The following is a 14304-nucleotide window of genomic DNA, read 5'->3' as shown; positions in this document are numbered from 1 at the left end:
TAATGACTATGCGCTGGAGCAACGAGCGGGCGAACCGCTGGTATCAACAGCACGGCTGGGCGTGCGGCTTTAACTATCTGCCGCGCACCGCCGTGAACTGGACGGAGATGTGGCAGGCGGACACTTTTGATGCGGCCACCATTGATGAGGAACTCGGCTGGGCGCAGGACTATGGCTATAACAGCCTGCGCACCAATTTACCGTTCATCGTCTGGGAACACGATCGTGATGGTTTACTGGAACGTATTGAAACCTTTCTAAGCATTGCGGCGTACCACAACATTTCTGTCATGCTCACCCTGATGGATGACTGCGAATTCTCCGGGGACGATCCCTTCTACGGGCCGCAAAAAGCGCCCAGACCGAATCTGCACAACAGCCAGGCGGCGTCGAGTCCGGGGCGGAAAATCGTCATGGACCCGACCCAGTGGCCGCGCGTTGAGGCCTACGTCCGGGATGTGATCGGCCATTTTGCTCACGACGAGCGCATCGCCATCTGGGATCTGTATAACGAACCCGGCAACCGGGGAATGTTCGTCTCGCCGGTGGAGTTCGCCGAGTACGACGAAGCGCTGGAAGGCTACGCGTTAGATCTGGTCTATTCCGTCTTTTCCTGGGCGCGCAGCGTGAATCCGGATCAGCCGCTGACGATTGGCGCGTGGCATGCGGATGTGGCCGCCAGTAAAGCATTCCTGCATCCGATTGACGTTGCCGCGCTGGAGCTGTCCGACATCATCAGCTATCACGCCTACGCCCCCACCACGATGCAACTGGAGATCCTCCATTCGCTCACGCGTTACAACCGCCCGGTCCTCTGCACCGAATGGCTCGCCCGTCATACCGGCTGCCTGTTCACCGAGCAGCTTCCGCTGTTCTGCAACTACCAGACCGGCAGCTATCACTGGGGGCTGGTACAGGGGAAAACCCAGACCTGGCTGCCGTGGCCGGGCGTACGAAAAACGCATCCCGCTCCCGACTCGCTGTGGTTCCACGATGTGCTGACTCCGCAGGGCAAACCCTGGAGCGAGCAGGAGATGCATCTGGTCAAACACCTGACGGCGCACCACCAGCAAACGCGTCAGCCTGACACAGCCGATGAGGTATAAATCATGAAAAAACTCTTACCTCTCCTCATTGCCTGCTGCTGTGTCAGTGCCGTTGCCCCCGCGTTCAGCGCCGACCAGGTGACGCTACGCTTCTCCTGGTGGGGTGGCAAAGCCCGCCATCAGGCGACCCTTGAAGCGCTGAAAGCGTTTGAAGCCAGATACCCCGATATCAAAGTCAAAGCGGAATACACCGGCTGGGACGGCTACTTTTCGCGCCTGACCACCCAGGTTAACAGCGGCACTGAAGCGGATCTGATCCAGACCAACTGGAACTGGCTGACGCTGATGTCAAAAAAAGGCGATGGCTTTTACGATCTCAACACGCTGAAAGAGACCCTCGATCTGACGCAATACACCCCCGCATCGCTGGCCACCACCACGGTCAACGGCAAGCTCAACGCTCTGCCGCTCTCCACCAACGTGATGGCGTTTTACTATAACCAGACGACCTGGCAGAAAGCGGGCCTTGAACTGCCGAAAAACTGGGATGAGTTGATTAAAGCGGGCAACGTCTTTAAGGAAAAACTGGGGGAAAGTTACTACCCGGTTTTTGCCGGTGAGCAGGACAGCATGCTGATGATCTTCTCGTGGATGTATCAGCAGAATCAGAAGCCGATGATCGACATCGAAAAGAAACGGCTGGCCTGGGATCACGCAGACATCGTGAAAGCGCTGGGTTTTTATAAGACGTTGATCGACAACCACGTCCTGCCGAGCACCAAAGTGGTGGCATCCTATGGGGCGAAAATAACGCCTCACTATGAACTGAAACCCTGGATGAACGGCGAGTGGGCCGGAAGCTATAACTGGAACGTGCTCTATCCCTCACAAAGTATCACCCTGAAAAACCCGTCCGATCTGGTACTCGGGCCTTATCCGATGTTCCCGGACGCCAGAGACGCCGGGCAGTTCCAGAAAACGGCGCTGATGTACTCCATTGGACGCAACACCAGACACCCGAAAGAAGCAGCGCTGCTGATGAATTTCCTCGTCAACGATCCCGCAGGCATCCTTCCGGGAGGGCTGGAGCGCGGCGCACCGCTGAGTAAAATCGCGGACGCCACGCTGCGGGAAAAAGGTATTCTTAAGGACAGCGATCCGGTGATCGCCGGACTGTTACAGTCCTTTGCCGTGCCGAACGCCTTCGCCGCCACGCCGTTTATGGAGGATATGCAGATTAACGCCCTGTTTACCGCCGCCCGTGAAAACATCGATTACGGCAAAATGAGCGTTGAAGAAGCAGCCAGCGATCTGGAACAGAAAGCCAACCGCATCCTCAGGCGCATCATGCGCTAATCGCCAGGCAGTCCCGGTGCACGCTTACGCGCCGGGGCTGACTTTCAGTAACTCGCCGTCAGATTCATCCGTCAGCACATAGAGATACCCGTCGGGGCCTGTGCGCACGTCGCGGATACGCTGGTTGCGATCGCCGAGAATGCGCCCGTCTTCCGTGACCTTGTTGCCGTTGACGGTCATCACGATCACATCTTTATCTTTCAGCGCGCCGATAAAGAGTTTGTTTTTCCACTGCGGGAAGGCGCTGGCGTCGTAAAAAGCCATGCCGCTCACCGCCGGGGAGTTTCGCCAGTAGAAAATCGGCTGTTCGGTCCCCTCCACAATCCCGCCCTTCGCTTCCGGGATTTTCAGACCGCTGTAGTTGATACCGTGGGTGGCCAGCGGCCAGCCGTAATTTTTGCCCGGTTCAGGAATATTGATTTCATCCCCGCCGCGCGGTCCGTGCTCGTTAAGCCACAGGGCGTTGCTCCACGGGTTGATTGCCATCCCCTGCGGATTGCGAATGCCGTAGGACCAGATTTCGGGCCGTGCGTTACTTTTACCGGCAAAGGGGTTATCCGGCGGCACTTTTCCGTCTTCGGTCAGGCGCACCAGTTTGCCCTGCAATTTATCGAGATCCTGCGCGGTGGGCCGCTGGTTATTTTCACCGAGCGCGATGTACAGATAGCCTTTGCCATCAAACACCATCCGGCCACCAAAGTGGTTGCCAGTGGAGAGTTTCGGCATCTGACGGAACACCGTCTGGAAATTTTCCAGCCGTTTGAAATCGTCGCTCAAGCGCCCGTAACCGACCGCGGTGCCGGCCTTGCCCTCTTTATCCGCTTCGGCGTAACTCAGCCACACCCGGCGCGACTGGGCGAAATCCGGGGCCAGCACCACGTCGAGCAACCCGCCCTGGCCATTGGCCCAGACCTTCGGCAGCCCGACAATGGGATCGGAGAGCCCCTCACCTGCCTGCCAGTGGCGCAACTGCCCGCCGCGCAGGGTAATCAACATGCCCTTATCCTCCGGCAAAAACGCCAGCGACCAGGGGTGATCGAGTTTGGTTTGGAGCACCTCAACCTTTACCGCAGCGGGTGCGGCAAACAGGGAAGCGCTCAATAACAGCGTGGGAAGAATGGCATAAGACGAGCGGCGCATAATGCACTCCTTTATAGCGTGATGGGATAAAGGGTAGCCAGCGCAGCCGCACGCGTTTTTACTTTTACAAAGTTTTAACTTAAAGGGGGAGTTGCCTCCCCCTGGATTTCAGGCTTCTGCGAGCGGTGTATGCTCCAGGCCTTCGATGCAGCATGTTAAGGCATTCAGACAGCGTTCAAGTTTCTCTGCGTTGACAGATATGTACGTCGGGCAATCATGATGCCCGCTCATCAAACAGACCGCGGCGGAGGAGAGGGTGCCCTCCGCACGGGTGAGGATCTCTAAGTCATCCGGATCCTTCATTGACGGATAGTTATCCGCCAGACTGCGTATTTCAGTAGAAAGTTTAAAAAGATTGTCACGCAATTGATTGCTTTCGCTGACTGACATATAACCTTTTGCCTTCAGAAGCTGGACGTAAGCCGCGAGATTGAGGCGGGCATCCATAAGTTTTTCTGTCAGGCCGGGCACGAGTCTGTCAACGGTCATCTCTCTTTCCTCCCCTTGTCAGCAAGTATGCAAATATAGTATGAGCGTTTTTTGACCAAATTCATGCGCTCGGTCAATAATTATCCGATCATTAACATTATTTACACTGGGACAACGTTCCACGGGGTTTACCGAATGAGCGCGCGCGTATAGCTGTGCGACAAAGCCGGATGTATACTCCCCCTTTTTTCCGAGCAATGTATTTTAAAATGTCTAAGATTGGATTTTTGTCATTAGGGTGTCCGAAAAACCTGGTGGATTCAGAGCGCATTCTGACCGAATTACGCACCGAAGGTTACGATGTGGTTCCGAGCTACGACGACGCCGATATGGTGATCGTGAATACCTGCGGCTTTATTGACAGCGCCGTTCAGGAATCGCTGGAAGCCATCGGGGAAGCCCTGAAAGAAAACGGCAAAGTGATTGTTACCGGCTGCCTGGGCGCAAAAGAAGATCAGATCCGCGAAGTGCATCCCAAAGTGCTGGAGATCACCGGGCCGCACAGCTATGAGCAGGTGCTGGAACATGTTCACCACTATGTGCCAAAGCCAAAACATAACCCGTTCTTAAGTCTGGTGCCGGAACAGGGCGTCAAGCTGACCCCGCGTCATTACGCGTACCTGAAAATTTCCGAAGGCTGTAACCACCGCTGCACCTTCTGCATCATTCCGTCGATGCGCGGCGATCTGGTGAGCCGCCCCATCGGTGACGTGCTGGCAGAAGCGAAACGTCTGGCCGATGCCGGCGTGAAAGAGCTGCTGGTGATTTCGCAGGACACCTCCGCTTATGGCGTGGACGTGAAGCACCGTTCAGGCTTCCACAACGGCGAGCCGGTGAAAACCAGCATGGTCGGCCTGTGCGAACAGCTTTCAAAACTGGGCATCTGGACGCGTCTGCATTACGTCTACCCGTATCCGCACGTGGACGACGTGATCCCGCTGATGGCGGAAGGCAAAATCCTGCCGTATCTGGACATCCCTCTGCAGCACGCCAGCCCGCGTATTCTGAAGCTGATGAAGCGCCCTGGCTCCGTTGATCGCCAGCTTGCGCGCATTAAACAGTGGCGCGAAATCTGCCCGGATCTGACCCTGCGTTCCACCTTCATTGTTGGCTTCCCGGGCGAAACCGAAGAAGACTTCCAGATGCTGCTCGACTTCCTGACCGAAGCGCGCCTGGATCGCGTCGGCTGCTTCAAATACAGCCCGGTCGAAGGCGCAGGTGCCAACGAACTGCCGGATCAGGTGCCGGAAGAGATCAAAGAAGAGCGCTGGAACCGCTTTATGCAATTGCAACAGCAGATTTCCGCTGAACGCCTGCAGGAAAAAGTGGGCCGCGAAATTCTGGTGATCATCGACGAAGTGGACGAAGAAGGTGCAATTGGCCGCAGCATGGCCGACGCCCCGGAAATCGACGGCGCGGTGTACCTGAACGGTGAAACGAAGGTGAAGCCGGGTGATGTGGTACGTGTGAAGGTGGAGAACGCCGACGAGTATGATCTGTGGGGCGTGAGGGTTTAGGTTTTCCCCTCACCCCGACCCTCTCCCCAGGGGAGAGGGAGGTTTTGTCCCCTCTCCCTCAGGGAGAGGGTTAGGGTGAGGGTAAAAAAACTCACCCCTTTATCTTCGGATCCAGCGCATCCCTTAACCCATCCCCCAGCAAGTTAAATGCCAGTACGGTGAGGAAAATCGCCAGCGCCGGGAACAGCGCCACGTGCGGGGACATCACCATATCCGCCCGCGCCTCGTTGAGCATTGCGCCCCACTCCGGCGTCGGGGGCTGTGCGCCCAGACCTAAAAACGACAGGCTCGCCGCTGAGATAATCGACGTGCCAATACGCATCGTGAAATAGACCACAATCGACGAAATCGTGCCGGGCAGAATGTGATGAAACAGGATCGTCGCATCGCTTGCGCCAATGCTGCGCGCCGACTCAATAAAGGTCTGCTGTTTCAGCACCAGCGTATTCCCGCGCACCAGGCGGGCAAACGCCGGAATAGAAAACACCGCCACCGCGATGATCACATTCGCCATCCCGCTGCCCATCACCGCCACCACCGCAATCGCCAGCAAAATGCCGGGGAAGGCGAAAAGCACATCGCAGATACGCATGATGATCCGGTCCCACCAGCCTTCGTAATAGCCCGCCAGTAGCCCAAGCACGGTACCGATGGCCGCGCCAATAATCACCGCGCCCACCCCTGCCGCCAGCGAAATTTGTGCGCCCACCAGCACGCGGCTGAAGATATCGCGGCCTAACGAATCCACGCCAAACCAGTGCATCATCGACGGGCCTTCATTAAGCCGGTCGTAATCAAAATAGTTTTCCGCATCAAACGGGGCGATCCACGGGGCAATGACCGCCAGCAGGATCAACAGCAGCACAAAGAGTCCCGCCGTCATCGCCACCGGCTGACGACGAAAACGCCGCCAGAATTCGTGCCATGGCGTGCGGACATGATCCGGTTTAATACCGGGCATGGCGTTTAATACCGCCTGACGACGCCAGTTTAAAAGTCGCATCCTTACTTGTACCTGATAGCCGGGTTAATGGCGGCGTAGAGCATATCCACCATTAAATTGATAAGAATAAACTCCAGCGAAAAGAGCAAAACTTCTGCCTGAATCACCGGGTAATCGCGCATTTCGACCGAGTCCACCAGCAGACGCCCAAGGCCCGGCCAGTTGAAGACTTTTTCCACCACAATCGAACCACCGAGCAAAAAGCCGAACTGGAGCCCCATCATGGTAATGACCGGGATCAGGGCGTTGCGCAGGCCGTGCTTAAGGATAATCCACTTTTCGCTGACCCCTTTGGCGCGGGCCGTGCGCATATAGTCTTCACTCAGCACTTCCACGAACGAGGCGCGGGTAAAACGCGCCATCACCGCGGCAACGGCGGCCCCAAGGGTGATGGAAGGCAGAATATAGTGCCGCCAGCTATCGGCTCCGACGGTGGGCAGCCAGCCCAGTTCGACGGAAAAGACCTGCATCAGCAGCATACCGAGGGCGAAGGCCGGAAACGAAATCCCGGTCACCGCCAGCGCCATGCCGATTCGGTCCGGCCAGCGGTTACGCCAGACGGCGGCGGCAATCCCCGCCGCGAGGCCAAACAGCATCGCCCATACCATGCTGGAAAGCGTCAGCCAGAGCGTCGGCATAAAGCGGCTGGCGATCTCCTCCGCCACCGGACGCCGGGATACCAGCGAGTGACCAAAATCTCCCTGCAATACACTGGTGATGTAGTGCCAGAACTGCACATGCAGTGGCTGATCGAGACCCAGTTGCTGACGCACCAGCGCCACGACCTGAGAATCCGCCTCCGGCCCGGCAATCAACCGCGCCGGATCGCCTGGCAGCATGTGGACAAATAAAAACACCAGCACCGCCACGATAAGCAGCGTCGGGATAAGACCCAGCAGGCGTTTTAGAAAATAATTAAGCATGTTCTACCCTGATTCTGATGTCATTTTTTTACCCTCACCCCGGCCCTCTCCCTCAGGGAGAGGGAGAACGCCAACCCTCACCCCGCCCTCTCCCTCAGGGAGAGGGGGAAAGGCGGGCCGTGCCCAATACCTGAGTCCGCGCTCGATCGGTCCCCTCTCCTTTGGGGAGAGGGTTAGGGTGAGGGGTAAACACATCAGCTATTTCAAATCCGCGTCATCAAAACTAAAGCCCGTATCCGGCATAATGTAAAACCCGGTCAGTTTCTTGTTATGGGCCGACACCAGTTTTTCCACCACCAGCGGCACCCATGGGGCCTCTTTCCAGATCGTATCCTGCGCGGATTTATACAGCTTCGCTTTCTGGTCAGCATCGGTGGTTTTCAGCGCCTCGCTCAGATCTTTATCCACCTGCGGATTGCTGTAAAACGCGGTGTTAAACAGCGTTGGCGGCCAGTTTTGTGAGGCAAACAGCGGTGACAGCGCCCAGTCAGCTTCGCCCGTCGAGGCGGACCAGCCGGTGTAGAACATTCTCACACCGCTCTCTTTTTGCCCTTTGCCTTCAACTTCTGCGGCACGCTGCCCGGCGTCCATCGCCGTGACCTGCGCTTTAATACCCACCTGCGCCAGTTGCTGCTGGGTAAACTGCAACACTTTCTGCGCGGTGCTGTGATTGTGTGATGACCACAAGGTGGTGCTAAAGCCGTTCGGGAAGCCCGCTTCTTTTAGCAGTTCGCGCGCTTTTGCCGGATCGTAAGGCCACGGCTGATATTGCTGCGCGTTGGCAAGCGCGGGCGGTACCACGCCGGTCGCAGGGGTCGCATACCCGGCAAAGGCCACTTTCACCAGCGCCTGACGATTAATGGCGTAGTTGATCGCCTCGCGCACTTTCGGGTTATCGAACGGTTTTTGCGTGACGTTCATGCTGATGTAACGCTGCATGATCGACGGGCTGGCGACCAGTTCCAGCGCGTTGTTCTTCTCAAGCACCGCCGCCTGCTCGTAAGGGATTGGGAAGGCAAACTGCGCCTCGCCGGTTTGCAGCATCGCCGCGCGGGTGTTGTTATCGACCACCGGACGCCAGGTGATGGTATCAAGCTTCGGCAGCCCTTTTTGCCAGTACCCGGCGTACTTTTTCACCTTCACAAAATCGGTCTGATTCCAGGTATCCAGTTCATACGGGCCGGTGCCGACCGGGTGAAAACCGATCTCTTTGCCGTATTTCTCCAGCGCCTTCGGTGAAATCATCGCCGTCGCCGTGTGGGCCAGAATATTGATAAACGCCGAGAACGGCTGTTTAAGGGTAATTTTAACCGTGGTCGGATCGACCGCTTCGGTCTTGTCGATGTTTTTATACAGGTTGTAGCGCTTCAGGCCGTTCTCTTTGTTACTGGCGCGATCGAGGTTAGCCTTCACCGCGTCGGCGTTAAAGTCGGTGCCATCCTGGAACTTCACGCCCGTGCGCAGCTTGAGGGTATACACCAGCCCGTCGTCGGAAACGGTGTAACTCTCTGCCAGCACGTTTTTCAGCTTCATGTCTTTATCAAGGCCAAACAGCCCCTGATAGAAGGATTTCGCCACCGCCTGCGACAGAGTGTCGTTCGCATCGTACGGATCGAGGGTCGTGAAATTGGACGCCACGGCGACCACCACGTCTTTGGCAGCAAACGCAGGCGTGGCAGACAGCGCTGAAGCCACGCCAAACGCCACCAGCCAGTTACGCGCAACAAATTGTCTCATGTGATTCTCCTGAGGCTCCCTGCCCGTTGTTAATGTTGTGTTATTAGAATGAAGAAGGCGTGCTGCCCGGCATCGTGCGTGCTGCCAGATGGCCCGGCCCCACTTCCTGTAACTGGACGCGGACGGGTGCTTCTCCGCGTTTGCGAATATTGCTTGGCATCTCATCAGACAGCAGCACGCGCTGCGCCGGACGATGCGCCGGATCGGCCACCGGCACCGCCGCCATCAGTTTGCGCGTGTAAGGATGCTGCGGATTTTCGAATACCGCGCGTCTTGGGCCAATCTCGACAATCTGCCCCATGTACATCACCGCCACGCGGTGACTGATGCGCTCCACCACCGCCATATCATGGGAAATAAACAGATAGCTGATGCCCATTTCACGCTGGAGATCGAGCAGCAGATTGATGATTTGCGCGCGGATCGACACGTCAAGCGCCGACACCGACTCATCGGCAATCACCACTTTGGGATTGAGCGCCAGCGCGCGGGCGATACAGATCCGCTGGCGCTGACCGCCGGAAAACTCATGCGGGTAGCGCCAGGCATGTTCGGGCTTCAGGCCGACGCGCTCAAGCAGCCACGCCACCCGCCGCTCGGACTCTTCCAGGTTCAGCAAGCCGTGCACCCGCAGCGGCTCCATAATCGAATAGCCGACGGTCTGACGCGGATCGAGCGAGGCGTAAGGGTCCTGAAAAATAAACTGAATATCACGGCGCAGCGGCTGCAACTGACCGTCGGGCAACAGGTCGATGCGCTTACCGTTAAAGGTGATGCTGCCGCCCTGCGTAGCGACCAGACGCAGCAGCGCGCGCCCGGTGGTCGATTTCCCGCAGCCGGATTCGCCTACCAGCGACAGGGTTTCGCCCGGCCACAGGTCAAAACTCACCCCTTCCACCGCATGCACCTGGCGGGTGACGCGATTTAAAATTCCGCTTCGCAGCGGGAAACGGGTGACCAGATCGCGCACCTGTAACACCGGCTCGCCGTCAACCACCGTATCCTGCTCCTCTTCCGCTTCAAAACGCGCGGGATCGGTGGAGGTCGGCAGAGGAAAACGGCGGGGCAGATCGCTGCCGTTCATTGCACCCAGCCGTGGCACGGCGGCCAGCAGCGCTTTGGTATAAGGGTGTTGCGGCGCGCTAAAAATCTCCGCCACCGGGCCGGTTTCTACCGCTTCGCCCTGATACATCACCAGCACCCGGTCGGCGATGTCGGCCACCACGCCCATGTCGTGGGTGATAAAAATCACCCCCATCGCCATCTCTTTTTGCAGCACGCGGATCAGTTGCAGGATCTGCGCCTGGATTGTCACATCCAGTGCAGTAGTGGGCTCATCGGCAATCAGCACCGCCGGGCGGCACGACAGCGCCATGGCGATCATCACCCGCTGGCGCATCCCGCCGGAAAGCTGGTGCGGGAAGCGCGACATAATGGCATCGGCTTCCGGGATGCGTACCTGCTCCAGCATTCGCCGGGCTTCCGCCAGTGCGGCTTCACGCCCCAGTTTCTGATGCAGGCGGATCGACTCCGCAATTTGCTCGCCGATGGTAAACACCGGATTGAGCGAGGTCATCGGCTCCTGGAAAATCATCGCCATGTCCGCGCCGCGCACGCTGCGCATCTGCGATGGGGTCAACGCATTGAGATCGACAAACTGGCGATTACGCCGTTGCAGGATCAGTTCATCGCTGCTGACCAGACTGCCGGTCCGCTCCAGCAGACGCATTAACGCCAGCGCGGTGACCGATTTTCCTGAGCCCGATTCACCGACGATCGCCAGCGTTTCACCACGATCAAGGGTAAATGACAGGTTGCGCACCGCCTGCGTGGTCTGCTCCTCACCCGGAAAGGCAATATTCAGGTTACTGACCCGCAGCACCTCGCTGGTGTCTGTTTCGTGTGGTTGCGACAACCCTTCCTCCTCACTCACGATAAATACCGACGCTGGGCGCATCATTAACGTAACCATAGCCGCGATACATGCCTTCGCTGTTAAACGGCAACGATACGTTGCCTTCGCGATCCACGGCGATCAGCCCGCCTTCACCGCCCAGCGCGGGCAATTTGTCCATTACGACTGCTTCGCAGGCTTCCGCGAGGCTTAAGCCTCCGTACTCCATCAGCGCGGCGATGTCATAGGCCGCCAGGGTGCGGATAAAGACTTCCCCCGTCCCGGTGCAGGAAACCGCCACATTCGCGTTATTGGCATAGCATCCCGCGCCGACCAGCGGGCTGTCACCCACCCGGCCCGGCAGTTTGTTCGTCATGCCGCCGGTGGAGGTCGCGGCAGCCAGGTTTCCGGCTTTATCCAGCGCCACCGCACCGACGGTACCCATTTTTTTGCTTTCATCCAGCGGCGCGCCGCTGTGATCCAGAACGGTTGCGCCCGCCTCCCGCGCCTGCATCAGTTGCGCATAACGTTCGGGCGTGGAGAAGAGATCCGGAGCGACTTTTTCCATGCCGTGCGCAAAGGCAAATTGCTCGGCTCCCTCGCCGATTAGCAAAACGTGCGGGCTTTGCGCCATTACCAGCCGGGCGGCGAGGATCGGGTTACGCAGATGGCGTACGCCGGCCACCGCGCCCGCCTGTAATGTGTTGCCATCCATCACGCAGGCGTCCAGTTCGTGCGTGCCGTCGCGGGTGAAAACTGCGCCGATGCCGGCATTAAACAGCGGGCACTCTTCCAGTTGTCGCACCGCTTCGGTCACCACGTCGAGCGCGCTTTCTCCCGCTTCAAGCATGGCCTGCCCTGCTTCAATGATCGACGACAGCGCCTCGATATAGCGCATTTCCTGTTCAGGACTTAAGTTCGCGCGGGCAATCGCCCCCGCTCCGCCGTGTATCGCGATGACAGCTTTGTTCATTTTCATTGCTCACTCAGCGGCTTTTTCTATAGATATCATTATCAACGCCGCTACATCAGAAGAATTTTGAATATAGAAAGACGAATCAGTGATGTAAAGAAACCTTATAACTTACCTCTCCTGAAGGGTCATACATTCCACGGGGCTTTTCTGCCATAATGCCCGTTTCCGATGCTTCCCCCGGAGGCAGTGCGCAGGAGTGTAATCATGGATTTTAACGCTGGCCTTATTCCTCTCGATACCGCCCTTAACCGGATGCTGGCGCAAATCACGCCGCTGAATGAACATGAAACGCTGCCGCTGGCTGCAAGTTTTGGGCGCGTGACGGCGGGCGACATCGTCTCGCCAATGAACGTGCCGGGTTTTGATAACTCTGCGATGGACGGCTATGCCGTGCGCCTGGCCGATCTGGCTTCAGGTGAACCGCTGCCGTTGGCGGGAAAAGCCTTCGCCGGGCAGCCGTTTAACGACGCATGGCCTGCGCATACCTGCGTGCGCATCATGACCGGTGCGCCAGTGCCTGCCGGGTGCGACGCGGTGGTGATGCAGGAAGAGACCGAGCAAACCGACACGGGCGTGCGCTTTACTCAGTCCGTGCGCGCCGGGCAAAATATTCGCCGTCTGGGTGAAGATATTCGTCTTGGGGCCAGCGTTTTTGCCGCAGGCCAGACGCTGACGGTGGCAGAAATTCCGGTGATCGCGTCGCTTGGCATCGCGGAAGTCAATGTGGTGCGTAAGATCCGCGTGGCGCTGTTTTCCACCGGCGATGAACTGCAACTCCCCGGTCAGCCGCTCAGTGAGGGGCAAATTTACGATACCAACCGGCTGGCGGTGCAGGTGATGCTGGAACAGCTCGGCTGTGAAGTCATTAATCTCGGCATTATCCCGGACAATCCCGACCTGCTGCGCGAGGCGTTTATCCGCGCGAATCGCGAGGCGGATGTGGTGATAAGTTCCGGTGGCGTGTCGGTGGGCGAGGCGGATTACACTAAAACTATTCTTGATGAACTGGGCGAAATCGGCTTCTGGAAGCTGGCGATCAAGCCCGGCAAACCTTTCGCCTTTGGCAAACTGTCAGAAAGCTGGTTCTGCGGGCTGCCGGGTAACCCGGTGTCGGCGGCGGTGACCTTTTATCAACTGGTCGTGCCGCTGCTGGCCAAACTCAGCGGTAAAACCACGCCCGCCCTGCCGACACGTTTGCGCGTGCGTGCCGCCACCCGCCTGAAAAAATCACCGGGGCGGCTTGATTTCCAGCGTGGCCTGCTCGCGCGTGATGCCCAGGGCGAGTTAACCGTCAGCACCACCGGGCATCAGGGCTCGCATATTTTTAGCTCATTCAGCCAGGGCAACTGTTTTATCGTGCTTGAACGCGAGCGCGGCACGGTGGAAGCCGGGGAATGGGTCGAAGTGGAGCCGTTTAATCATCTGTTTGGAGGGCTGTGATGGCGGTCGAATTAACTGATGCGGAGATGATGCGCTATAACCGGCAAATCGTGCTGCGCGGATTTGATTTCGACGGGCAGGAGCGGCTTAAAGCGGCCCGCGTGCTGGTCGTCGGCCTCGGCGGACTGGGCTGCGCGGCGGCACAATATCTGGCGGCGGCGGGCGTGGGTCATCTGACGCTACTCGATTTTGACACCGTGTCGCTCTCCAACCTTCAGCGTCAGACGCTGCACAGCGATGCCACCCTCGGGCAGCCGAAAGTGGAATCGGCGCACGCCGCGCTTGCGCGTATTAATCCGCATGTCACTTTCACCACTCTGAATGCACAACTCGAAGGCGAAGCGCTGAACCAGCAGATCGCCGCCCACGATCTGGTGCTCGACTGCACCGATAACGTGGCTATCCGTAATCAGCTTAACGCGGGCTGTTATCTGGCTAAAATCCCGCTGGTGTCGGGGGCGGCGATCCGCATGGAGGGGCAGATCAGCGTGTTTACGTATCAGCCCGGCGAGCCGTGTTATCGCTGCCTGAGCCGTCTTTTTGGGGAAAATGCCCTCACCTGTGTGGAAGCCGGCGTGATGGCCCCGCTGGTCGGGGTGATCGGCACGCTACAGGCGATGGAAGCGATTAAATTGCTGGCGCACTACGGCACGCCCGCGAGCGGGAAAATCGTGATGTACGACGCGATGACCTGCCAGTTCAGGGAGATGAAGCTGATGCGCGATGCGGCGTGTGAGGTATGCAGGGAGCGGTGACGGTGACAACACCCTCACCCCGGCCCTC

12 protein-coding genes are annotated in these 14304 nt (G+C 58.1%); 5 read left to right on the top strand and 7 right to left on the bottom strand.

Annotated features, from left to right (window positions below; genetic code table 11):
• Window positions 1-2: 2 nt before the first annotated feature.
• Together BM373_RS01925 and BM373_RS01920 are read left to right on the top strand one after the other, a co-directional pair.
• Window positions 3-1106 (top strand): glycoside hydrolase 5 family protein, encoded by a 1104-nt coding sequence (locus BM373_RS01925; protein WP_090458818.1) that lies wholly within the window; start codon window positions 3-5, stop codon window positions 1104-1106.
• 3 nt (window positions 1107-1109) lie between these two features.
• Window positions 1110-2402, top strand: a complete 1293-nt coding sequence (locus BM373_RS01920; RefSeq protein WP_090458815.1) for an ABC transporter substrate-binding protein — start codon at window positions 1110-1112, stop codon at window positions 2400-2402.
• A gap of 24 nt (window positions 2403-2426) precedes the next feature.
• On the opposite strand, the gene BM373_RS01915 is transcribed toward BM373_RS01920, so the two are convergent.
• Both BM373_RS01915 and BM373_RS01910 read right to left on the bottom strand, forming a co-directional pair.
• Window positions 2427-3542 (bottom strand): PQQ-dependent sugar dehydrogenase, encoded by a 1116-nt coding sequence (locus BM373_RS01915; protein WP_090458813.1) that lies wholly within the window; start codon window positions 3540-3542, stop codon window positions 2427-2429.
• Window positions 3543-3650: 108 nt separating this feature from the next.
• Window positions 3651-4031: a biofilm formation regulator BssR gene (locus BM373_RS01910; protein WP_090458811.1), complete on the bottom strand. Its 381-nt coding sequence runs from the start codon at window positions 4029-4031 to the stop codon at window positions 3651-3653.
• A 209-nt stretch (window positions 4032-4240) separates the two neighbouring features.
• Between BM373_RS01910 and rimO the strand changes: the two genes are divergently transcribed.
• A complete protein-coding gene (gene rimO / locus BM373_RS01905) occupies window positions 4241-5548 on the top strand; it encodes a 30S ribosomal protein S12 methylthiotransferase RimO (RefSeq protein WP_090459961.1) in 1308 nt (435 codons plus the stop codon).
• 91 nt (window positions 5549-5639) lie between these two features.
• Here the strand turns inward: rimO and gsiD are convergent, their stop codons facing one another.
• The 5 genes from gsiD to iaaA form a co-directional block, all read right to left on the bottom strand.
• The gene (gsiD, locus tag BM373_RS01900) at window positions 5640-6551 is read right to left on the bottom strand and encodes a glutathione ABC transporter permease GsiD (RefSeq protein ID WP_090458808.1); all 912 of its coding nucleotides are present in this window, start codon (window positions 6549-6551) and stop codon (window positions 5640-5642) included.
• A 2-nt stretch (window positions 6552-6553) separates the two neighbouring features.
• Entirely contained in the window at window positions 6554-7474 is a 921-nt protein-coding gene (gene gsiC, locus BM373_RS01895) for a glutathione ABC transporter permease GsiC (protein ID WP_090458806.1), read from the bottom strand.
• A 198-nt stretch (window positions 7475-7672) separates the two neighbouring features.
• Window positions 7673-9211 carry a glutathione ABC transporter substrate-binding protein GsiB gene (gene gsiB / locus BM373_RS01890; protein WP_090458804.1) on the bottom strand — a complete coding sequence of 513 codons (1539 nt, stop codon included), beginning with the start codon at window positions 9209-9211 and terminating at the stop codon, window positions 7673-7675.
• A 43-nt stretch (window positions 9212-9254) separates the two neighbouring features.
• A complete protein-coding gene (gsiA, locus tag BM373_RS01885; protein ID WP_177220100.1) occupies window positions 9255-11126 on the bottom strand; it encodes a glutathione ABC transporter ATP-binding protein GsiA in 1872 nt (623 codons plus the stop codon).
• 10 nt (window positions 11127-11136) lie between these two features.
• Window positions 11137-12078: a beta-aspartyl-peptidase gene (gene iaaA, locus BM373_RS01880; protein WP_090459959.1), complete on the bottom strand. Its 942-nt coding sequence runs from the start codon at window positions 12076-12078 to the stop codon at window positions 11137-11139.
• A gap of 207 nt (window positions 12079-12285) precedes the next feature.
• Between iaaA and moeA the strand changes: the two genes are divergently transcribed.
• The gene (moeA, locus tag BM373_RS01875) at window positions 12286-13521 is read left to right on the top strand and encodes a molybdopterin molybdotransferase MoeA (protein WP_090458802.1); all 1236 of its coding nucleotides are present in this window, start codon (window positions 12286-12288) and stop codon (window positions 13519-13521) included.
• On the top strand, window positions 13521-14276 hold the full coding sequence (moeB, locus tag BM373_RS01870) for a molybdopterin-synthase adenylyltransferase MoeB (RefSeq protein WP_090458800.1): 756 nt from the start codon (window positions 13521-13523) through the stop codon (window positions 14274-14276). Before moeA ends, moeB begins: the two co-directional genes overlap by 1 nt.
• Window positions 14277-14304 lie beyond the last annotated feature (28 nt).

It is taken from the genome of Enterobacter sp. kpr-6 (assembly GCF_900116015.1).
Classification (GTDB): Bacteria; Pseudomonadota; Gammaproteobacteria; order Enterobacterales; family Enterobacteriaceae; genus Enterobacter_D.
The sequence above is the reverse complement of the archived record's forward strand: the minus strand, read 5'-3'. Positions and strand labels throughout refer to the sequence as shown.

Bases quoted from the DNA above. Each gene is read 5' to 3' on its own strand.
- BM373_RS01925 (WP_090458818.1), top strand. From the start codon at position 3: ATGACTATGCGCTGGAGCAACGAGCGGGCGAACCGCTGGTATCAACAG.
- BM373_RS01920 (WP_090458815.1), top strand. From the start codon at position 1,110: ATGAAAAAACTCTTACCTCTCCTCATTGCCTGCTGCTGTGTCAGTGCC.
- BM373_RS01915 (WP_090458813.1), bottom strand. From the start codon at position 3,542: ATGCGCCGCTCGTCTTATGCCATTCTTCCCACGCTGTTATTGAGCGCT.
- BM373_RS01910 (WP_090458811.1), bottom strand. From the start codon at position 4,031: ATGACCGTTGACAGACTCGTGCCCGGCCTGACAGAAAAACTTATGGAT.
- rimO (WP_090459961.1), top strand. From the start codon at position 4,241: ATGTCTAAGATTGGATTTTTGTCATTAGGGTGTCCGAAAAACCTGGTG.
- gsiD (WP_090458808.1), bottom strand. From the start codon at position 6,551: ATGCGACTTTTAAACTGGCGTCGTCAGGCGGTATTAAACGCCATGCCC.
- gsiC (WP_090458806.1), bottom strand. From the start codon at position 7,474: ATGCTTAATTATTTTCTAAAACGCCTGCTGGGTCTTATCCCGACGCTG.
- gsiB (WP_090458804.1), bottom strand. From the start codon at position 9,211: ATGAGACAATTTGTTGCGCGTAACTGGCTGGTGGCGTTTGGCGTGGCT.
- iaaA (WP_090459959.1), bottom strand. From the start codon at position 12,078: ATGAACAAAGCTGTCATCGCGATACACGGCGGAGCGGGGGCGATTGCC.
- moeA (WP_090458802.1), top strand. From the start codon at position 12,286: ATGGATTTTAACGCTGGCCTTATTCCTCTCGATACCGCCCTTAACCGG.
- moeB (WP_090458800.1), top strand. From the start codon at position 13,521: ATGGCGGTCGAATTAACTGATGCGGAGATGATGCGCTATAACCGGCAA.